This window comes from Pseudonocardia halophobica (assembly GCF_050948485.1).
Lineage (GTDB): Bacteria > Actinomycetota > Actinomycetes > Mycobacteriales > Pseudonocardiaceae > Pseudonocardia > Pseudonocardia halophobica.
In genome coordinates this window covers 6,374,499-6,394,645 of record NZ_CP192046.1, presented here as the reverse complement: position 1 = coordinate 6,394,645, position 20,147 = coordinate 6,374,499, and the positions used below count along the sequence as shown (strand labels likewise).

The following is a 20,147-nucleotide window of genomic DNA, read 5'->3' as shown; positions in this document are numbered from 1 at the left end:
TCTACCGCTGGGGCGGGCTCGAGGTCAGCAGGTCGCCGGCCGCCCGGAGGGCGCCGAGCTGTCGAACGACACGTGCACGTGGTCCTCGTGGTTGGCCGTGGGGCTGCCACGGTCCTCCATGGCCTGCCAGCCGCTGCCGTAGTTGATCTGCTGTTGCCAGATCACGTAGCTGATGCCGAGGGCCTGCATGTTCTGCAGCGCGCAGTCCGCGATCGCGTCGCCGCTCGCCTTGCCGACCATGAAGTCCGCGGCGAGGCCCGACGGGTGGTCCGAGGCGTTGCCCCGGCTGCCCACGCCGAGCGTCTGCGGTCGGCCGAACTGGCAGCCCAGGAACTCGACGGCGTCGGACACCCACGGCTTCACCGCGCCGAGGCTCGCGGTGCTCATGCCGCAGGAGGTGCTGCCCGAGCTGGTCTGCAGCGTGCGGCCGGCGAGCGCCTGCTTCGCACGGTCCTCGGCGGCCGACGCTTCCGCGGCCGCCTCCTCCTTCCTCCGCTCGACCTCGGCGGTGGCGTGCTCGCCCGCGATCCGGGCGGCGTCGGCCAGCGCCGTCATCTCGACGACGGGTGCCTCCCGCTGCGTCGGGATCGCGGGGGCGGGGGCGGGCACGGCCTCGGCGGCGAGCCGTGCCTCGGGCGACGCGCTCGTGGGGAGCGCGGCGTCGACGGATCCCGCCAGCGGGGCGGCGGCGGCGATGACGGCGACGACGCCGCCCGCGGCGAGTGCGAGCGCGGACCCGTGACGGACGGGACCGGGGACCGACCGGACCGCGTCCCCCACCCCTGCGCGACGACGCCGTGGGGAGCTCGGCGCCGGCTGCTGGTGGGGGATCGCGGAGCGGCCTCGTGGGGAGCGATGCCGGGCCACAACGACCTCTCGTGTTCAGCTGTCGGACGGCGACCGGGCCGCGGGCGGTCCGAAGGGGATCGGCCCTGCTGGGGAGGCGGGCGTTCGGGGCGCCCAGGGCCGTTCGTGATCGTTCCGTGATCCGGTCGCGACCGACGCTAGGGGCTTCCGGTCCGGGCCATGCGGGGAGGTTGCTCCTGCTGAGACGATCGGATCGGGCGGAGCGACGAACGGCCGTTCGGGTGGTGGCGGTCTCGCCGGGCGGTCGGCGCGTGGCCGCGTTCACAGGTGCGGTGCCGTTCGGCGCGCCGTTCGCGACGGCTGCGGTAGGGCTTCCACCGAACGACCGGTCCGGACGGGGGTGCGGTGCCTCCGTTCGGGCCAGCGTCCTGAGTGGAGGGGTGCGTGTGGACCGGCTCCTGTGGGCAGAGCTCGTGTGACGGGGGCCGCGGTCGCAGTCCGGATCGGGGGTGTCCCGATCGATCCGTCCTGACCATGATCTGCGTTCGCGTGAGCTCGAGGCTGTCGGGCGAGCCGTGCATGCACGCTGCCGGCGGTAATGGGGAGGGGTGTCGGGCAGGATCCGCGTTCGAGTGCGCTTGCGGCAGCTGGACGAGCCATGCATGCCCGCAGCCGGCGATCATGGACGGGTGCTGGGGTCGGATCTGCGATTGCGTGCGCTGCGGGCTGTCGAACGCGCCGAGTGTGCACGGAGCTGACGATCATGGGGCGGCGTGGCCGGCCTTGCCTTCCCGCGATCATCGGTGATCAGCGATCGGGTGCGCCCAGGGCCGGAGAGCCGACCTTCTCCGCACGTCGACGGTGATCATCCGTGGCGGGGCCAGGTGGTCTCCGCCCCAGGACGACCTCGGGATCATGCCGCGAGACGATCGGCCGGACGGTCCGAGGGGCACCCGTGGGGCGGGAGGACCCTCGGGCGGTCCGTGCGGGCGGCCTCAGGCCCGGCTGGTGCGGTGCCGGCCGCCGAGCGTGCCGGGAAGCCCGCCGCGCTGGATGTACTCGGCCTCCTCGGCGACCTCGCGGGTGGCACACGGCCACGCCGCGGCGATGCCCGACGCCTCGCGGCATTCCCGGCAGTACCCGTGCGGATCGGGGGTGTGCTGCGAGAGCGTGCGCTGCAACAGGTCGGGCATACCGGACAAGATCGACGCAAGCGCCACTGACTGTCACCTCCTGGAACTATGGCCGCGAAGGTAGTGCTCCGACTACGCGAGGTGACAGCCAGGGTCGTTGCGAACCGGTTAACGGAGGCCTGCTATCGGCGTACGGACGTGGCGTCCGACGGGCGATCCGTGGGCGGGCGAAATGGTCGGTCGAGGCTCTTGGCGACGGCCCGCCGAGCACTCCGCCGACGCTCGGACGGAACCACCCGCTCGGGTCTCCGCACACCCGCTCGGGCGGCCTCCCACACCGGCGGTGTCCGCCGCACACCCGGTCGACGGGCGGCGGGACGCTCGAGTGGGTGTGCGGGGCGATCGACGACCAGTGGCCGGCCCGGCCGGGTTCGCCGGCGTAGGGCTGAGCTCCGCTGCGAACCGTCAGCCGGCCGCGCCCTCGCTCGGCTCGCTCGCGCGGACAGCTCGGTGGGGGCCGACCGACCGCCGCCGTCCCGTGCACTCGGACACCGTCCTCGCTGGCGAGGACGGAATCGTGTCGGGCCGCCGCGCGGCCGGATGCAAGGTGGGCCAACCGCGCGCACACCCGCTGATGCGCGACACAGGTCGTCGACAGGGTGTGGGAGTGACTGTTCGGGTGTGCCGCCGGGTTCGAGTGGGTGCGCCGCGCCTCGACGGCGGTGAGGAGTGATCGGGCGGGTGTGCTGCGGGCAGCACCCGCCCGACCCCTGCGGCCTCCAGCCCGGCCGCGCCCGCCTGGGCGTGCCGCGCCGCCCTGCCGCGCTCGCCCGGCTCCGCTCGCCCGGCCGCGCCCGCCAGGCCGCGCTCGCCCTGCGGCGCTCGCCCGGCCCCGCTCGCTCGGCCGCGCCGCCTGGCCGTGCCGCCTGGCCGTGCCGCGCGCCGCCCTGCCGCGCTCGCCCGGCCGCGCCCGCCCAGCCCCGCCCGGCCGCGCCGCGCGCCCTGCCGCGCCGCCTCTGCTGCACCAACGCCGGCCGCGCCGGCCTGCGCCGCCGTGCTCGATATCCGCCGGTGTGCTCGATATCCGCCGACCTACCGGAACCGCTCCGCCTCGGCCTGCACCTTGGCGCGGTACTCCGCCCACCACCCCGCGTCGCCGTCGGCGAGGTTGGAGTTGTCCGCGCGGAGGCCGGCGGTGCCGTCGATGGTCTCGCGGACGATGTCGGCGTGGCCGGCGTGCCGGTGCACCTCGGCGACCACATGGACGAGGATCCGGCTCAGTGTCACCGGCCCGGACCACCACGGGACGTAGCCGGGGGAGTCGAGGTCGAGGGTGTCGATGGTGGCGTCGGCGTGCGCGTTGGCCGCGTGGAACAGCGCGACGATCTGTGACCGGGTCTCGCCGGGCAGGGCCCACATGTCGTCGTTGGGCGCGGCGGTCTCCTCGGCCCACGGCAGCGGTTGCGGGAAGGGCCGGTCGAACACCTCGCCGAAGTATCCCGCGATCACGATCGCGGTGTGCTTGACGAGCCCGAGCAGGTTGGTGCCGGTGGGGGTGAGCGGACGGCGGGCGTCGTACTCGGTGACCCCGTCGAGCTTCCACAGGAGCGCCTCGCGGCCCTGTCGGAAGTAGTGGTGCAGCTCGGCCTTCGGATCGGGAGCGACCGTCATGGCGCCGTCCTACCGGCTCAGGCCGGGACCGGCACCTTCTTTCCGCGCCGCAGGTTGGCGACGACCGCCAGCTCCTCCGCGAACCGGCCCCGCAGCAGCACCAGCACGCCCAGGGCGGCGACGCCCCCGGCGGCGGCCGCGGCGACCAGCGTGAGCACGTCCGATCCGATGGGGCGCACGGCGGCGGCCACGGCCCAGCTCGCCAGCGCGACCGCCACGACGGCCGGCACGTGCTTGACGTACATCCGCAGCACCGCGCCCATCAGCCCCTCCGAGACGCGCGCGGAGAACCGCAGCATCACCAGGAAGTGCGCCAGGATCGCGATGGACGCCCCGACCGCCACGCCGTCGACGCCCCAGAACCGCGCGCCGACCGAGCACAGCACCACGACCTCGGCCGCGTAGAGCCACTGCCGCCACGCCGCCCGGTACACCGCGCCGGTCGCTCGGGTGAGCGAGGTGCTGATCTTGTACGACGTGCGGGGCAGCAGCACCAGCGCGAACACCTGCACCGGCAGGATCACCGCGTCCCACTGCGAGCCGAGCAGGATGTGCACGACCTCGGGCGCGAGCACGAACAGCAGCACGGCGGCGGGCGCGGTCACCAGGGCGACGAGTGACGAGGTCCGGACGTAGGCGTGCCGCAGCCGGGCGCCGTCGTCCCGCACCCTGGCCATGGCCGGGAACAGGGCCTTGTCCGCGGCGCCGCCGATCACGTTGGCCGGCTCGGAGAGCAGGTTGTAGGCCCGCGTGTAGACGCCGAGCGGGCCGGTGCCCAGCACGTTGGCGACGACGAGGTTGTCGGCGTTGAGGGCGATCCAGTTGCCGAGCTGGGTGAGCGAGTACCCCGAGCCGAAGTTCAGCATCGGGCGCAGCCGCGCCCAGGCCGCGGACGGCGCCTCGACCGCCACCGACGGCCGGGTGAGTGCCAGGTAGCCCACGCACTTGATCAGCGCGGCCGCGATCTCCGCCCACGCCAGGGCGGTCGCGCCGAAGCCGAGCAGGGCCAGCACCACGGACACGCCGATGATCCCCGGCCCGGCCGCGAGCAGGTCGACCACGGCCATCGGCCGGAACCGCAGGTCCCGCTGCAGCAGCCCGGTGGGCACGGCGGTGGCGCCGGCCAGCACGAGCGTGACCGACAGCATCCGGAGCAGGCCGGAGTCCGCGGGCAGCCCGACCAGCCCGTTCAACGACGGCGCGAACGCGAACAGCAGCCCGGCGAAGGCCGCGGAGAGCAGGATCGAGAACCAGAAGGCCGCCGCGACGTCCCGGTCGGTGAGCTCCCGGCGGTGCACCAGCGCCGCCGCCACACCCAGCTGTGTGACGAGCTGGGTGAGGCCGACGACGAGCAGCGCCGCCGCGACCGAGCCGAACTCCTCCGGGGTGAGCAGCCGGGCGAGCACCACGGTCGCCGCGATCTGCAGCACCGCCTGCCCGACCGACCCCGTGAAAGACCAGGCGAAGCCGCGGACGGTCCGGGCGGTGAGACTCGGCCTGGACGGGCGTCCGGGGTTCGGGATCGGCTCCGTGGGGGGCTCGGGCGGCAGCGCCGTCATCGGCGCATCGCGGGGTGCACGCGGCCGGCGACGGCGAGCCCGGCGTACCAGGCGAGCTGGGTGGCGGCGCGGCGCACGGTCTCGCCACGGCGCGGGGGCCCGAACAGGCTGTCCGGCGACAGCCCGGACACGGCGGGATGGAACACCGAGTTCCCGACCCCCTTCGTCAGCATCAGGTCCGGCAGGCCGTCGCCCATGCGCCGGAGCTCGCGCGGGACCCCGTGGAAGCTCCAGCACTCCGCGAACGGCGGCACGGGCCCGGGGTAGTCGTGCACGAACTCGAGATCGAGCACCTTGAGACCCGCGTGAGCGTCCCACATCAGGTTGTGGGGGGAGAGGTCGAGCACGAACTTGCCGCGCTCGTGCAGGTCGCGCGCGAACCGGGCGAGCCGGCGCACGACGTCCGGCCGCAGCTGGTGCATCTCCTTGACCCCGGACAGCGGCCGCACGAGGTGTCGGCCGACGTCCGTGTAGAACGGCGTGAGCAGCCAGTTGGGGCCGTGTTCGAGCAGCTCGGGCACCTCGGGCAGGTCCGCGAGCTCCAGGCGGGCCCGCAGCTCCCGCCGGAAGGAGTCGAGCGCGCCCGGCCGGAAGATCTTGCACACCGTGCGGCCGTGCACCGGGTGGTCGACGAGCGCGACGCGCGCCCGGTAGCCGGGGGAGTCCGGCGCCAGCATCCGCACGAGCGGGAACGGCACCGAGCACGCCTCGATCAGTGCGGTGACCCGCGGGAGCAGCCGGGCCTGGACGCCGAGGTCGCCGAGGACCTCCAGGAAGTCCAGCGCCTGCTGCGGCCCGGTCGACACGTGCAGCGGCTCGTAGTGCTGCTGCGGCGGGAGCATGTGCAGCAGGCGGCGAGTGGTGTGCCCGCGGACCTCGGCGATGCGGTCGGCCATGCTCCGCACGCCCTGCACGACGCCGACGGGCGGGGCGACGTCGCAGGCGATCACGAAGGTGTGCGGGCCGCCCCCGGGCACGGGCTTGCCGTTCGGACCCCAGTCGGCGCCGGCCAGCCCGGTGCGGGCGGCGGCGCGCTGCGCGGCGTCGAGCTCGACCACGTCGAGGATCTCCAGGCCGCGCGCGATGCCGGCCACCGCCTCGTCGATCTGGTGCGCCGCGGCCTCGCGGACCACGAACACCACCAGCCCGCGCCAGGCCGGGATCTCGGCCGCGGGCCGGGCCGCGAGGCCCCTCGGCGGCGTGACCGCATCGCGTGCGTCGTCGATCGTCATCGTCCCCCCATCGGCCCAACCGTCGGCCGGACGTGGCGAGCATACGGGTGAGGTGAACTCCGGGTGAAAGAGCCCTGACGGAGCGTCGACGACCGCAGGTTCGGCCCGTGACCAGCGGATGATCAGTAGACGTCGCGCACGTAACGCCCGTCGGCGACCAACTGCTTCACGTACGCCGCGGTGCGGTCGGCGTCCATCCCGCCGTGGGCCGCGACGACGTCGCGCAGCGCGAGGTCCACGTCCTTGGCCATCCGGCTGGCGTCGCCGCAGACGTAGAAGTGGGCGCCGTCGGCGAGCCACCGCCAGAGCTGCGCGCCGTGCTCGCGCATCCGGTCCTGCACGTAGACCTTGTGCCGCTGGTCGCGGGAGAAGGCGACGTCGAGCCGGTCGAGCGTGCCGTCGGCCCGCATGGCCTCCAGCTCCTCGCGGTAGTAGAAGTCCGTGGCGCAGCGCTGCTCGCCGAAGAACAGCCAGTTCGGCGCGGTGTGCCCGCGGGCCCGCCGGTCCTCGAGGAACCCGACGAACGGGGCCACCCCGGTGCCCGGCCCCACCATGATCATGGGCGTGGCGGGGTCGGCCGGCGGCCGGAACCGGGGCGACGACCTCACCAGCACCGGCGTCGACCCCTCGCCCGCCGCGTCGGCGAGGAAGGTGGAGCACACCCCGCGCCGGGAGCGGCCGTGCCGGCTGGTGAAGCGGACCACCGACACCGTCAGCGAGACGGCGTCGGGGCTGGTCAGCGGGCTGGAGGAGATCGAGTACTGGCGCGGCTGCAGCGCGGTCAGCGTGTCCGCCCACTCCTGCGCCGACGCCCGGACCGGGAACTCGGTGAGGACGTCCGGGGCCTGCCGATCCCACGTCCAGCGCGCCAGGTCGGTGCCGTGCCCGGCCCGCAGCAGCTCCTTGAGCACGCGGTCGCCGGTCCGCTCGGCGACGAACCCGAGCAGCGCCGGGGAGATCCGGGTGATGTCCAGGTGCCGGCCCAGGGCCTCGGCGAACGCCATGTCCGTGCCGCGCACCGTGACCGCCTCGTCGGCGGGCAGGCCGGTGAGCTCGAGCCACTCCGCGACCAGGTCGGGGTGGTTGACCGGCCGCACGCTGAGCGCGTCCCCCGCCTCGTAGGTGAAGTCCGCGTCGCCGGCGAGGGTGAACCGGCGGATCTCCTTGGCCGAGCCGGGCAGGCTCAACAGTCGGGCCTCGCGCAGGGTCGCGTCGACGGTCACGCGTGCCGGTTCGGCCGGCGGCGTCGGGACGGCGACCGGACGGCTGGTGACCGGGGCCCGCGCGCCGCCGTCGTCGCCGGTCAGCAGGCTCACGACCTGCTCGGTCCACGCCGCGGCCGCGGCCTCGAAGTCCGGGTCGCAGTCCACGCGGTCGAGCAGCCGGGTGCCGCCGAGCTCGGCGAGGCGCTCGTCGACCCGGCGGCCGTGCCCGCAGAACTCCGAGTAGGTGGGGTCGCCGAGCGCGAGCACCGCGAACCGGACGTCCTGCAGCGGCGGCCGGTCGGCGGCGAGGTCCTCCCAGAAGTCGGTTCCCACGTCCGGGGAGTCGCCGTCGCCGAAGGTGCTCGTGACCACGAGGAGGTCGGCGTCCGGGGGGAGGGCGTCCGGACAGGTGTCACCCATGCAGAGCAACCGCGGATGCCGGCCGGCCGCGGTGAGTCGCGCGGCGACGGCGGAGGCCACGCCCTCGGCGTTGCCGGTCTGCGAGGCCCACAGGACGAGCAGGGGCCGGCCGTCCTCCCCGGTCTCCGCCGCGGCCTCGCCTACCGGGCCGGCGGCGGCGAGCCGGGAGAAGGTCCCGGCCAGCATCCCGTTGATCCACGCGGCGGTCGCGGACCCCACCGGCGCGCCGGAGGGCAGGACCGGCACGCCCGGCGCCCCGCCCCGTTCGACGCCGGCGAGGAACCCCGCGAGGTAGCGCCGCTCCGCGCCCGTCAGCACCGGCGGGGTGAGATCGAGCCCGAGCGCCGCCCCGACCCCTTCCTGGAGGGCGTCCGTGCGCACGGCGGGTTCGGCGGGGGCCACCTTCTCCAGCGCCACCGCGCAGGCCTTGAGCTCGGGCTGCAGCGACGCGGCGTCGACGGCGTCGTTGGTCACCGCGTTGACCGCGAGGTGCTCGCCGAACAGGTCGCTCCAGTGGAACGGCGCCCAGCAGGTGCCCGGTCGCATCCGGTCGGTGACCACCGCCGGCAGCACCGCGCGCCCGCGCCGCGAGGCCACGGCGACCCGGTCCCCGTCGACGATGCCCAGGGCCTCGGCGTCGGCCGGGTTGATCTCGACGAACGGGCCGGGGTTGAGCTTGTTCAGTGCCGCGACCTTGCCGGTCTTGGTCAGGGTGTGCCACTGGTGCTGCACCCGGCCGGTGGTGAGGACGAGCGGGAAGTCGTCGTCGGGCAGCTCGGCCTGCGGCATGTGCGGGCGGGGGAGGAACTGCGCCCGGCCCGACGGCGTGGCGAAGGAGAGCCGCCCGTTCTCCGGCCGCCGCCGCTGGCTGACCCCGTCGTTGAGGTAGCGGACCGGGTTGCGCTCCGGCCCGTCCGGCGCGGCCGGCCATTGAACGGGGGTGCCGCGCAGCCGCTCGTAGGTCACGCCCCGGACGTCGTACCCGGTGGCGGGGTTCCAGGCCTGCTTGAGCTCCTCGAACACCTCCTCGGCCGACGAGTAGGTGAAGTGCTCCGCGTACCCCATCTCGCAGGCGACCCGCGCGATGATCCGCCAGTCCGGCAGCGCCTCGCCCGGCGGCGTGACCGCGGGCCGCAGCAGCGTCATGGTCCGCTCGGAGTTGATCATCACGCCCTCGACCTCGGCCCACATGGCCGCCGGAAGGACGACGTCGGCGTAGGGGTTGGTCTCGGTGGCCTCGAAGACGTCCTGGGTCACCACGAAGTCGCAGCGCTCGAGCGCGTCGATCACCACACCCCGGTTGGGCACGCTCGCGACCGGGTTCGTGCAGACGATCCAACAGGCCTTGATCTCGCCCTCGGCCATCCGCGCGAACATGTCGATCGTGCCGGTGCCGACGTCGGCGCGGATCGTCCCCTCGGGCACCGCCCACAGCTCCTCGACGAACCGGCGGTCGTCGGCGGCCAGCACGGCGCGCTGGCCCGGCAGGCCGGGGCCCATGTAACCCATCTCGCGCCCGCCCATGGCGTTGGGCTGACCGGTGAGCGAGAACGGCCCGGAGCCCGTCCGGCAGATCGCGCCGGTGGCGAGGTGCAGGTTGACCAGGGCGTTCGTGTTCCAGGTGCCGTGGGTGCTCTGGTTGAGCCCCATGGTCCAGCAGCTCGTCCAGTTCGCGGCGCCGCCGATCAGCCGGGCCGCCTCGCGCAGGTCCGCCTCGGGCACGCCGGTGATCGCGGAGACGGCGTCGGGGGCGTAGTCGGCGAGGAACTCCGGCATCGCCTCCCAGCCCTCGGTGAACTCGGCGACGAACTCCTCGTCGACCGCGCCCTGCTCGACGAGCAGGTGCAGCAGGCCGTTGAGCAGCGCGAGGTCGGTGCCGGGCTCGACCTGCAGGAACAGGTCGGCCTTCGCGGCCGTGGCCGTCCGGCGGGGGTCGACGACGATGAGCGTCGCGCCCTGCTTGACCCGGTCCATCATGCGGAGGAAGAGGATCGGGTGGCAGTCGGCCATGTTCGCGCCGATCACCAGGAAGACGTCGGCGTGGTCGAGGTCGGCGTACGAGCCGGGCGGCCCGTCCGAGCCGAGGGACTGCTTGTAGCCGGTGCCCGCGCCGGCCATGCAGAGCCGCGAGTTCGACTCGATCCACTTCGTGCGCCAGAAGCCCTTGGCGAGCTTCGTGGCGAGGTACTGGGCCTCGAGCGTCATCTGGCCGGAGACGTAGAGCGACAGCGCGTCCGGCCCGTGCTCGTCGAGGATCTCGCGCAGCCGGCGGGCGGTCTCGGTGATGGCGGCGTCGACCGGGGCGGGCTCGGCCCCGGCGCCGCGCTCGGGCCGGCGCAGGGCGGTGCGCAGCCGGCCGTCGGCGGCGAGCATCTCGGCGCTGTGCGCGCCCTTCGTGCACAGCCGCCCGGCGTTGGCGGGGTGCTCGGTGTCGCCGCGGACCTTGCGGATCCGGGTGGCCCCGTCCGGGCCGGGTTCGAGGTCCAGCACCATGCCGCAGCCGACGCCGCAGTAGGAGCAGACCGTCCGCACGCTGGTGAGCGGGCCGGGGTCCGGTGTGCCCACGCCTGAAGTCCTCCGTGCCGTCGCGCTGCTGACCTGCGCGGGTTCTCGTCACCCGCCCGGACGACGCTAGGAACGGGGGATTGCCGTCAGGTCAGCGCAATCGGTCCGCCGTGTCACATCCCGCTCACCGCGGCCGGCGTGCCGGTGTGCGGCGCAGGTCAGGACGTGGGCTGGGTCACCCGCACCGCGAGGACCGCGGCGAGCCCGGTGACGTCCAGGGCCCGGGCCGGGGCGCTGCCCGCCGCGACCACCACGGCGAGGTCCGGCCGCAGCGCGACGGCCTCGCTGAGCAGGGCGATCCCCGCGCTGCTGAGGTACGGCACCCCAGCGAGATCGACCACGAGCGGAGCCTCCCCGGAGCGCGCGGCGGGCAGCAGGGCGCGGGCGACCGGCCCGCGCCCGGCGAGGTCGACGTCGCCGGTCACGACGAGGACCTGCGCGCCGCCGGGCCCCGTGCGCCACGTCACCGAGGCGGGGACGGAGGCGACGGGGCGGTGCGGGAGCGTGCCGGCGGGCGCCGGCGGCGCGGTGCCGGGTGACACCCGGAACGCCACGCGCGTACCGGTCCCGCCGCGCTCGATCTCCAGCTCCTCGCCGAGCTCGCGCATCACCCGCAGGCCGTGCCCGCGGTAGCCGGAGTCCGCGGGGACGGGGCGCCAGCGGCCGGAGTCGGCCACGGCGACCTCGACCGCGCCGTCCTCCGCCCGCGCCAGCGACCAGGTGAAGTCGCCGTTGCCCTCGGGATAGGCGTGCTCGACGGCGTTGGCCGCGGCCTCGCCCAGGGTGAGCTGGACGTCGTCGGCGGCCTCCGGCGGCACCCCGGCCTCGATGAGCCACGCGGCGGCCGCGCGGCGCATGCCCCGCAGGCTGGTGGGGTCGGCCGGCAGGGTGGCGGACACCGGGGCCGGCACGGTCCGGACGACGAGGAGGGCGACGTCGTCCGTCGGGGCGTACCCGCGGAGCACCCCGGCCACGACCTGCTCGGTCAGCGCACCTGGATCCAGGTCCGCGTGCTCGCGCACCGTGGCGGCGAGCCGGTCCAGCCCGGCGTCGAGCACCTCGTCGCGGGTCTCGACCAGCCCGTCCGTGTAGAGGACGAGCGAGGTCCCGGGGCCGAGGACCTCCGCGCCCTCCGGCCGCGGCGGCCGGGCGGACGCGCCCAGGACCGTGCCCGCGCCGCCGGCGAGGAACCGGGTGCCCTCCTCGTCGAGCAGCAGGACGGGCGGGTGCCCGGCCGAGGACCAGCGCAGCTCGCCGCTCGACCAGTCGTAGGTCAGGCAGGCGCAGCTGCTGCCGGCCGAGCCGGGGACGTGCGCGGCGAAGCGGTCGAGGCGCTCCAGCGCGGCGGCGGGGGAGCGGCCGTCGAGCAGGTGCCCGGCGAGCGCGCTGCGCAGCTGCCCCATGACCGCGGCGGCCGCGGGCCCGTGCCCGACGACGTCGCCGATCACCAGCGCGACCCGCGTCCCGTCGAGGGGGAGCAGGTCGTACCAGTCGCCGCCGGCGTGCGCGTCCTCCGCCGACGGCGTGTACCGCGCCGAGGCGGCGAGCCGGGCGAGGGCGGGCAGTTCGCGGGGCAGCAGGCTGCGCTGCAGCACGGACGCGATCTCGCGCTCGGCCTCGAGCAGCCGCGCCCGGTGCAGTGCCTGGGCGCACTGGTCGGCGAGCGACTCGGCCGTCGCACGTTCGGTGGGGCTCGGCACCCGGCCCTGTGGCAGGGCGACCGTGAGCAGGTCGGTCCCGCCGTCGGCGGCGCGCAGGGGCAGGCAGCCGAGCGAGCCGTACCCCCGCTGCGCCAGGGCGTCGTGCACCCGGGTGTGCCGGCCGGCCCAGCCGAAGCCGGCCGCGTCGTCCGTCCCCTCCTCGAGCAGCCAGAGCGTCGCCCCGCGCAGGCCCGCGAGCAGCCCGTCGGGCGGTGCCGTCAGCGCCCCGCCGTCCGCCAGCCGCTCGTCCGTCCACCCGGCGACGGCGATGCTGCGCAGCCCCTCGTCGCCCGCGGGCTCCCACACGGCCACCCCGCACGGCCCCAGCAGCTCGCGGACCTGCTCGAGGGCGACCTCGGCGACCCGGGCGGGCGTCGCGGCGGCGGACAGCGCGGCGGTGGCCCGTTGCAGCAGCCCGAGCTGGCGGTTGGCCTCCTGCTCGCGGCGCAGCAGGTGCTCCCGCTCGGCCTCGGCGCGCCGCCGCTCGGTGATGTCGCGGCCGATCGCCTGCAGCCGCTCGCCGGCGAACCGCATGGACAGCTCGACGGGGACGGTGCCGCCGTCGCGCCGGCGCAGCTCCCACACCTCGGTGAGGGGCTCGCCGCCCCGCAGCGCGACGAGCAGCTGTTCGAGCCGGCTCAGGTCGTCCGGCCGCACCACGTCGGCGATCGTGAGCCGGAGGTGCTCCTCGCGGCTGTGGCCGAGCATCGCGCAGGCCGCCGGGTTGACGTCGATGTAGCGCCCGTCGGCGTCGGCGAGCCAGATCCCGTCCGTGGCGCGCTCGGCCAGCAGCCGGTAGCGCTCCTCGCCCTCCCGCACCGCGGCGTGCGCGTGGGCCCGCTGCAGGGACTCCCAGCAGCGCGCCACGACGGCGTCGAGCAGGGCGACGTCGTCCGGGGTCCAGTGCCGGGGCGTCGCGTGGTGCACGGCCATCGCGGCGACGAACCGCCCGCCCTTGTGCAGCGGCGTGCAGATCACGGCCGCGATCCCGGTGCGGTGGTAGATCTCCCGCTGCGCGGGGAGCACCCGGGGATCGGTCTCGGCGTCGTCGAGCACGTAGGGCACGCCCTCGCGCATGCAGCGCAGGGTGTCGGCGCTGAACTCCGACATCGCCATCCGGCCGGTCAGCGGCGGCAGCCCGCGGGCGTAGCCGCCCGTCATCGTGAAGTGGTCCTCGTCGGCCTCGGCCTCGGCGTAGGCGCACCGGTCGACCCGCATGTGCTCGCCCAGCATCCGCGCGACCACCCGCATGATCTCCTCGGGGTCCTCGAGCGGCTGCAGCGCACGTTCGAGCCCGGCCGTGAAGCGGGGATCCGCGGCACCGGGGGCCGCGGGGGAGTCGAGCACCGGAGGATCGTAGCCATCCGCGCCCGGGGTCGCAGGGCGTTCGGTGCCGAAGCCGCTGGTCAGGCCGCGAACGGACCCCGGAAACACGAAAAGCGGCCGAAGCCGCTTCGTCGTGCCCCCGGCAGGATTCGAACCTGCGCTCCCGCCTCCGGAGGGCGGTGCTCTATCCCCTGAGCTACGGGGGCGACTCCCGCTCGCCGCGTTCCCGCGGCGTGCAGGAGAAACCCTACAACACCCCCGGATCAGTTCTGCGGGAGGGGCTGCGCACCCCGCGCGGCCAGCAGCTGCCGCATGAGATCGGCCTCGGAGGTCTGCGCCGAGAACGCCTGCGCGGCGAGGTTGCGGACCTCCGGCAGGGCCGCGCGCTCGGCCGCGTACTGCAGCATGTCGGCGCCGCCGAGGTGGTGGCGCAGCATCAGCTGCAGGAAGAGCGTGTCGAGCTGCGTGCCCGAGGCCGCCCGCAGGTTCCGCAGGTCCTCGTCCGTGGCCATCCCGGGCATCCGGGCGGCGCCGGCCGACGACGCATCGGACATCGAGTGCCCGTGCCCGGCGTCGGCCGGGTCGGCCATCCAGGTCATGTACGGCCGGCCGGTGGGGAACGGGGCGGCGCCCCACAGCCCGAGCCAGCCCTGCATGCGCCCGATCTGCTGCAGCTGCGTGGTCTCGATGTCGAAAGCCAGCTGCTTGACCTGCGGGTCCGACGTGTGGTCCCGGGCCCACGAGGCCATCTCGACGGCCTGCTCGTGGTGCACGGTCATGTCCTGCGCGAACCCGACGTCGACCGAGTCGGCCGACGGCGTGGTGGTCCCCGCGGAGCCGGGCAGGCCGATCAGCATCCCGGCGGCCCCGCCGATGAGCAGCAGCGCCACCGCGGCGGCGATCACCACCAGCGGGCGGACCCACCGCGGCTCGCGGCGGCCGGGGTCGGCCGCCGCGTCCGGGTCGGCGAGGTCCGCGGCCACGGGGCTCACTGGCCGCCGGTGGTCGGGTCGGGCATCGTGCCGCCGGTGGTGCCGGCGCCGCGCTCGGCCACGATCGTGCCGCCGTTGATCTCGGCCACACCCGGGGTCGGCTCGAAGGCCGGTGGGTTGTCCTGGTCGAACGCGCCCGGCCCGAGGGCCTGGCAGGTCGCGCCGATCTCCGGGTAGTTGTACTGGTTGCGGCGCAGCGCGGTGATGAACTGGTCGATCCGCGGGTCGTTCGCGTCGCTCAGCTTGAGCTGGTGGTTCCACGCCTGCAGCGAGATCGGCTGGTCCAGGCCCGGGTAGGGCGCCATCACCGTGTACGGCTGGCCGTCGACCTTGGCGGAGAGGGTGTCGAGCGCCGCCCCGCTGACCTGGTCGGGGTTGTAGGCGATCCAGACGGCCCCGTGCTCGAGCGAGTGCACGAGGTTCTCCTGGCGCACCGCCGTCGGGTAGACGATCCCGGTGCACGCGGCCCAGTACTGGTCGTGGTCCCCGCCGAACGGCGGCGTGTGGGTGTACGCGACGCGCGTCGGCCCCACGACGTGCCCCTGCCCGGACCCGGTGTAGTTGTCCGTGACCACGCCGGCGATCTGGGCGGACGGGTCCCTGTTGGTGTCGCTCGGGGTGTACGCGGCGAGGGCGTCCTGGGCGGCGCTGTTCTCGTTGTTCCTGTAGACGGCGTAGCCGAAGATCGCGCCGGCGAACAGCACGACGACCAGTACGCCCGCGATCAGGCCCCACGGCGTGGACCGCTGGGTGACGACCGAGTTGCGGGCCTTGCTCCGACTCGCCTTGCTGCTCTTGCCGCTGGCCATGAACCGTCCAGTTGATCGGGGGTCGAGCGACCGTCACCCGTCTGGCGGTCGCGCCCAGGCAGTGTAGGAGCGCCGCCTGAGAAACCCCCGAGTGCCACCTCCTATCCTCGTGGGGTGACTCCCGACGTGCTCGCCGACCTGGTCCGTGTCGCCGCGCTGGACGTGCTGGCCGCGCGCGGCCTGGCCGCGGACGCGCTGCCCGCCGACGCGGGCGTCGAGCGGCCCCGCAACCCCGAGCACGGGGACTACGCCACCAACGTCGCGCTGCGCACGGCCAAGAAGGCCGGCGTCGCCCCGCGGGACCTCGCGGGCTGGCTGGCCGAGGACCTCGCCGGTCGCGCCGGGATCGCGTCCGCCGAGGTGGCGGGGCCGGGCTTCATCAACCTCCGGCTGGCCGCCGACGCGCAGGGCGCGCTGGTTGGCGAGGTGCTGGCGGCCGCCGGGTCGTACGGCACCGGCGACGAGTACGCCGGGCGCAACGTGAACCTGGAGTTCGTCTCCGCCAACCCGACCGGCCCGCTGCACCTGGGCGGCACCCGCTGGGCCGCGGTCGGCGACGCGCTGGGCCGGGTGCTCACCGCGCGCGGCGCCAAGGTCACCCGCGAGTACTACTTCAACGACGCCGGCGCCCAGATCGACCGGTTCGTCGCCTCCCTGGTCGCGGCCGCGAAGGGCGAGCCCGCGCCGGAGAACGGCTACGGCGGCGCCTACATCGCCGACATCGCCGCCCGGGTGGTCGAGGCCGAGCCGGCGGCGCTGGGTTCCCCCGACCAGGACGAGATCTTCCGCCGGGTCGGCGTCGGCCTCATGTTCGCCGAGATCAAGCAGGACCTCCACGAGTTCGGCACGGACTTCGACGTCTGGTTCCACGAGAACTCGCTGCACGGGTCCGGCGCGGTCGACGCGGTCGTGCAGCAGCTCAAGGACTCCGGCGCGCTCTACGAGGCGGACGGCGCCTGGTGGCTGCGGTCGAAGGACTACGGGGACGACAAGGACCGGGTCGTCATCAAGAGCGACGGCCGCCCGGCCTACATCGCCGGCGACCTCGCCTACCTGCGGGACAAGCGGGCGCGCGGCTTCGACCTGTGCATCTACATGCTCGGCGCCGACCACCACGGCTACATCGCCCGGCTCAAGGCGGCGGCCGCCGCGTTCGGCGACGACCCCGCCGTCGTCGAGGTGCTCATCGGCCAGCTGGTCAACCTGGTCAAGGACGGCCAGCCGGTTCGGATGAGCAAGCGGGCCGGCACCGTCGTCACGATGGAGGACCTGGTCGAGGCCGTGGGCGTCGACGCCGCCCGCTACTCGTTGATCCGCTCGTCGGTCGACTCCGCGCTGGACATCGACCTGGACCTGCTGGTCAAGCGCAGCAACGACAACCCGGTCTTCTACGTGCAGTACGCGCACGCCCGGCTGGCCTCGCTCGCCCGCAACGCCGCCGACCTCGGCGTCGAGCCGGGGACGGAGTACGGGCTGCTCGAGCACCCGCGCGAGGGCGACCTGATCCGCACGCTGGGCGAGTTCCCGGAGGTCGTGCGCGCGGCCGCCGAGCTGCGCGAGCCGCACCGGGTCGCGCGCTACCTCGAGGCCCTGGCCAGCGCGTACCACAAGTTCTACGACAGCTGCCGGGTCCTGCCGATGGGCGACGAGGAGGTCACCGGGCTGCACCGCGCCCGGCTCGGCCTGTGCGTCGCGGCCCGGCAGGTGCTGGAGAACGGTCTCGGGCTGCTCGGCGTGAGCGCACCGGAACGGATGTGAGGACGGACCCGTGAGAGCGCACCCCGCCGGCCCGCTGCACGGCGGCATCCAGGCGCCGCCGGAGACGGCCGGCCCCCGCCCGACCGGCGCCGCCGAGCTCGACCATCTCGCGCCGGCCGTCTGGCCGCGCAACGCCGCCCGCGGCGCCGACGGCGCGCTGCGCGTCGCCGGTGTCGACGTCCGGGAGCTGGCCGAGCAGTACGGCACCCCGTTGTTCGTGGTCGACGAGGGGGACTTCCGGTCCCGCGCGGCCGAGTTCGCCGCCGCCTTCGGGGCCGAGTCCGTGCACTACGCGGCCAAGGCCTTCCTCAGCACCGAGATCGCGCGCTGGGTGGCGGACGAGGGCCTGTCGATGGACGTCGCGAGCGGCGGCGAGCTGTCCGTCGCGCTGCGGGCCGGCTTCCCGGCCGGGCGGATCGCGATGCACGGCAACAACAAGTCCGTCGCCGAGCTGGCCGCCGCCGTGGAGAGCGGCGTGGGCCGGATCGTGCTCGACTCGTTCCACGAGATCGTCCGGCTCGACGCCGTGGCCGCCGAGCGGGACGTCGTCCAGCCGGTGATGATCCGGGTGACCGTGGGCGTCGAGGCGCACACGCACGAGTTCATCGCCACCGCGCACGAGGACCAGAAGTTCGGCTTCTCCGTCGCCGGTGGCCTGGAGTCCGACGCCGCCGAGGCCGCCCGGCGCGTGCTCAAGGCCGGGAACCTGCAGCTCGTCGGGCTGCACAGCCACATCGGCAGCCAGATCTTCGACACCGAGGGCTTCGAGGTGGCGGCGCACCGCGTCGTGCGCCTGCTGGCCGACCTGCACCGCGAGCACGGCGCGGCCGCCCTCGCCGACCTCGCCACCCTCGACCTCGGCGGCGGCATCGGCATCGCCTACCGGCCGGACGAGGACCCGCTGTCCATCCCGGCGCTGGCGAAGGAGCTGCGCGGGATCGTCGAGCGCGAGTGCGCGGCCGCGGGGCTCGACGTGCCGGAGATCGCCGTGGAGCCCGGGCGCGCCATCGCCGGGCCCGGCGGGATCACGCTCTACGAGGTCGGCACGCTCAAGGAGGTCCCGCTCGGCGTCGGCGCGCGGCGGTACGTCAGCGTCGACGGCGGGATGAGCGACAACATCCGCACCGCCCTCTACGACGCGCTCTACGACTGCCGGCTCGTCTCCCGGGCGTCGGCGGTCGACTCGCTGCCCGGCGGCGACCGGCCGGCGCTCTCGCGCGTGGTCGGCAAGCACTGCGAGTCCGGCGACATCGTGGTGCGGGACTGCTGGCTGCCCGCCGACCTCGCCCCCGGCGACCTGCTGGCCGTGGCCGCCACCGGCGCCTACTGCTATTCGATGGCCAGCGCGTACAACCGGCTGCCGCGGCCGGCCGTCGTCGCCGTCCGCGACGGCGAGGCGCGGGTGATCCTGCGCCGGGAGACGGACGAGGACCTGTTCCGGCTCGAGGTCGGCCCGTGAGGCGGGCCGCGTGCGGGCGGGCGTGAGGGTGGGCACCCCGGACTGTCGCGCGGGACGCCGAGCAGGGATGATCCCCGGTCGGGCCCGGCCCGTCGCATCCGCCGGGATCGCCCGCATGACCGTGTCAGGAGGATCGTCGTGACGTCAGACGCGCCCGTCCGGGTCGCGCTGCTGGGCTGCGGGACCGTCGGGTCCGAGGTCGTCCGGCTGCTCGAGGACCAGGCGGGGGACCTCACCGCCCGCGTCGGCGCGCCCGTCGAGCTCGCCGGGGTGGCCGTGCGCCGCCCGCACCGGCACCCGGACCTGAACCCCGACCTGGTGACCACGGACGCCTCCGCGCTCGTCACGCGGGACGACGTGGACGTCGTCGTCGAGGTCGTCGGCGGCATCGAGCCCGCCCGCACCCTGCTGTTGCAGGCGATCAAGTCCGGCAAGTCCGTGGTCACCGCGAACAAGGCGCTGCTCGCCGAGGACGGGGCCACGCTCGCCGAGGCCGCCGACGCCGCGGGCGTCGACCTCTACTACGAGGCGTCCGTCGCGGGCGCGATCCCGCTGCTCCGCCCGCTGCGCGAGTCGCTCGCCGGGGACCGGATCACCCGCGTGGCCGGGATCGTCAACGGCACCACCAACTTCATCCTCTCCGCGATGAGCGCCTCGGGCGCCGGCTACGCGGAGGCGCTCGAGGAGGCCACCCGGCTCGGGTACGCCGAGGCCGACCCGACGGCCGATGTCGACGGCTACGACGCCGCCTCCAAGGCCGCGATCCTCGCCACCATCGCCTTCCACACCCGGGTCACCGCGGCCGACGTGCACTGCCAGGGCATCCGCCGGGTCACCGCCGCGGACATCGCCGCCGCCCGCGGGCTCGGCTGCGCGATCAAGCTGCTCGCGATCTGCGAGCGCGTCCCCGGCTCCGGCGGTGCGCCCGAGTCCGTGTCCGCGCGCGTCTACCCGGCGATGATCCCGCTGAGCCACCCGCTGGCGGGCGTCGACGGGGCGTTCAACGCCGTGTTCGTCGAGGCCGACGCCGCCGGCCAGCTGATGTTCTACGGCCAGGGCGCGGGCGGCGCGCCCACCGCCAGCGCGGTCCTGGGCGACCTGGTCGCCGTGGCGCGCAACCGGGTCGGCGGCGGGCGCGGGCCGCGCGAGTCCGCCTACGCGAGCCTGCCGGTGCTGCCGATCGGCGACGTGCACACCCGCTACCACGTGAGCCTCGAGGTCGCGGACCGCGCGGGCGTGCTGTCCGCGGTCGCGGGCGAGTTCGCGCGGCGCGGGGTGAGCATCGCCGCGGTGCGCCAGACCGGCGGCCGCGAGGACGGGGACGTGCCGGAGGCCGAGGCCGAGGCCGCGCGCCTGGTCGTCGTGACGCACGGGGCGCCGGACTCCGCGCTGCACGCGACGGTCGAGGCGCTCGCCGGGCTCGACGTGGTCCGCGGTGTGGAGAGCGTGCTGCGCGTGGAGGGGCTGGGCCGTCCGGTCAGCACCCTCGGAGTGGCCGGATGAGTGCGCGG

At 75.0% G+C, this 20,147-nt stretch carries 12 protein-coding genes and 1 tRNA gene; 3 read left to right on the top strand and 10 right to left on the bottom strand.

Annotated elements, in window-relative coordinates:
• Nucleotides 1-24 precede the first annotated feature (24 nt).
• The 10 genes from ACQP04_RS30490 to ACQP04_RS30445 form a co-directional block, all read right to left on the bottom strand.
• Nucleotides 25-780 (bottom strand): hypothetical protein, encoded by a 756-nt coding sequence (locus tag ACQP04_RS30490; protein WP_433503966.1) that lies wholly within the window; start codon nucleotides 778-780, stop codon nucleotides 25-27.
• 1,022 nt (nucleotides 781-1,802) lie between these two features.
• On the bottom strand, nucleotides 1,803-2,000 hold the full coding sequence (locus ACQP04_RS30485) for a hypothetical protein (protein ID WP_231498172.1): 198 nt from the start codon (nucleotides 1,998-2,000) through the stop codon (nucleotides 1,803-1,805).
• Between the two features lie 1,032 nt (nucleotides 2,001-3,032).
• On the bottom strand, nucleotides 3,033-3,611 hold the full coding sequence (locus tag ACQP04_RS30480) for a DinB family protein (RefSeq protein ID WP_433503965.1): 579 nt from the start codon (nucleotides 3,609-3,611) through the stop codon (nucleotides 3,033-3,035).
• 17 nt (nucleotides 3,612-3,628) lie between these two features.
• Nucleotides 3,629-5,170, bottom strand: coding sequence for a lipopolysaccharide biosynthesis protein (locus ACQP04_RS30475; RefSeq protein ID WP_433503964.1), 1,542 nt, complete (start codon nucleotides 5,168-5,170; stop codon nucleotides 3,629-3,631).
• Nucleotides 5,167-6,402, bottom strand: a complete 1,236-nt coding sequence (locus ACQP04_RS30470; RefSeq protein ID WP_433503963.1) for a hypothetical protein — start codon at nucleotides 6,400-6,402, stop codon at nucleotides 5,167-5,169. Before ACQP04_RS30470 ends, ACQP04_RS30475 begins: the two co-directional genes overlap by 4 nt.
• Before the next feature lie 122 nt (nucleotides 6,403-6,524).
• A complete protein-coding gene (locus ACQP04_RS30465) occupies nucleotides 6,525-10,592 on the bottom strand; it encodes a molybdopterin-dependent oxidoreductase (protein ID WP_433503962.1) in 4,068 nt (1,355 codons plus the stop codon).
• A 158-nt stretch (nucleotides 10,593-10,750) separates the two neighbouring features.
• On the bottom strand, nucleotides 10,751-13,639 hold the full coding sequence (locus tag ACQP04_RS30460; protein WP_433503961.1) for a SpoIIE family protein phosphatase: 2,889 nt from the start codon (nucleotides 13,637-13,639) through the stop codon (nucleotides 10,751-10,753).
• Nucleotides 13,640-13,752: 113 nt separating this feature from the next.
• Nucleotides 13,753-13,824 (bottom strand) — tRNA-Arg (locus tag ACQP04_RS30455).
• Nucleotides 13,825-13,881: 57 nt separating this feature from the next.
• A complete protein-coding gene (locus ACQP04_RS30450) occupies nucleotides 13,882-14,610 on the bottom strand; it encodes a DUF305 domain-containing protein (protein ID WP_433503960.1) in 729 nt (242 codons plus the stop codon).
• Nucleotides 14,607-15,419 (bottom strand): DUF3105 domain-containing protein, encoded by an 813-nt coding sequence (locus tag ACQP04_RS30445; RefSeq protein ID WP_433503959.1) that lies wholly within the window; start codon nucleotides 15,417-15,419, stop codon nucleotides 14,607-14,609. Before ACQP04_RS30445 ends, ACQP04_RS30450 begins: the two co-directional genes overlap by 4 nt.
• A gap of 114 nt (nucleotides 15,420-15,533) precedes the next feature.
• Here ACQP04_RS30445 and argS point away from each other — a divergent pair, with 114 nt between their 5' ends.
• The 3 genes from argS (at nucleotide 15,534) to ACQP04_RS30430 (ending at nucleotide 20,139) form a co-directional block, all read left to right on the top strand.
• Nucleotides 15,534-17,177, top strand: a complete 1,644-nt coding sequence (gene argS, locus ACQP04_RS30440; RefSeq protein WP_433503958.1) for an arginine--tRNA ligase — start codon at nucleotides 15,534-15,536, stop codon at nucleotides 17,175-17,177.
• Nucleotides 17,178-17,187: 10 nt separating this feature from the next.
• Nucleotides 17,188-18,636 (top strand): diaminopimelate decarboxylase, encoded by a 1,449-nt coding sequence (gene lysA, locus ACQP04_RS30435; RefSeq protein ID WP_433503957.1) that lies wholly within the window; start codon nucleotides 17,188-17,190, stop codon nucleotides 18,634-18,636.
• Between the two features lie 138 nt (nucleotides 18,637-18,774).
• Entirely contained in the window at nucleotides 18,775-20,139 is a 1,365-nt protein-coding gene (locus ACQP04_RS30430; protein ID WP_433503956.1) for a homoserine dehydrogenase, read from the top strand.
• Nucleotides 20,140-20,147 lie beyond the last annotated feature (8 nt).

Excerpts from the sequence above, each read along its gene's own strand:
- ACQP04_RS30475 (WP_433503964.1), bottom strand. The coding sequence starts at position 5,170 with ATGACGGCGCTGCCGCCCGAGCCCCCCACGGAGCCGATCCCGAACCCC.
- ACQP04_RS30480 (WP_433503965.1), bottom strand. The coding sequence starts at position 3,611 with ATGACGGTCGCTCCCGATCCGAAGGCCGAGCTGCACCACTACTTCCGA.
- ACQP04_RS30445 (WP_433503959.1), bottom strand. The coding sequence starts at position 15,419 with ATGGCCAGCGGCAAGAGCAGCAAGGCGAGTCGGAGCAAGGCCCGCAAC.
- ACQP04_RS30470 (WP_433503963.1), bottom strand. The coding sequence starts at position 6,402 with ATGACGATCGACGACGCACGCGATGCGGTCACGCCGCCGAGGGGCCTC.
- ACQP04_RS30485 (WP_231498172.1), bottom strand. The coding sequence starts at position 2,000 with ATGCCCGACCTGTTGCAGCGCACGCTCTCGCAGCACACCCCCGATCCG.